Annotated in this window: 1 protein-coding gene; it reads left to right on the top strand. The window is 58.9% G+C overall.

Annotated elements, in window-relative coordinates; all coding sequences use genetic code 11:
• Positions 1-23: 23 nt before the first annotated feature.
• The coding region (locus I6F37_RS46150; RefSeq protein ID WP_225152952.1) for an AMP-binding protein at positions 24-727 on the top strand (704 nt) is incomplete at its 3' end.

Below are 727 nucleotides of genomic sequence, written 5' to 3' on the forward strand. Positions count from 1 at the left end.
GGCCGACCGAGTGCGCCGACGGCGTGACGCATCATCTGGTTTCCGTTCCGCCTGCGCTGGCTGAGCCTTATGTGCCGATCGGCAGGCCAATTCAAAACGTTGAGGTTTATGTCGCGGACGGACCACGGCTCTGCAGTGTAGGAGAAGTCGGCGAAATCTGTGTTAGCGGCGTCGGTGTCGCTGCCGGTTACGTCAATGACCATGTCCGCACCAAGAATGCGTTTGGGCCGAACCCGTTCTCAAACGACCCGTCGTTCGGGCGCCTATACCGGACAGGTGATCTTGGGCGCGTTCGTTCCGACGGGCTTCTGGAATGTCTCGGTCGACGGGATCGTCAGGTTAAAAGTCGCGGGCACAGAATCGAGCTGGGAGAAATCGAAGCTCGTTTGTCCGCTCATCCTTCGGTGCATGGCGCCGTCGCACTCGCCTCTGTCTGCGCAGGTGTAAAGCTTACGGCGCGAGATATAGCTGGGTCGGAGGCGCAAGCCGAATCGCGGCGTCTGGTCGCGTATGTGTCGGCTCCAGCTGAACTGGCGGAAAGCGATCTTCAGAAGTTTCTTGCTGAGGCACTCCCCAGCTACATGCTTCCGGAAAGAATCATCCATGTGGACGATATTCCACTGACCAGGAACGGAAAGGTCGATTTTGCAGCGTTGCCTGACCCGGCCAGTGTTCGGCCGTTATTATCAACGCCCTTCGCGGAGCCGCAATCAGACCTCGAAGTCCG

It is taken from the genome of Bradyrhizobium sp. NBAIM08 (genome assembly GCF_020193935.1).
Lineage (GTDB): Bacteria > Pseudomonadota > Alphaproteobacteria > Rhizobiales > Xanthobacteraceae > Bradyrhizobium > Bradyrhizobium yuanmingense.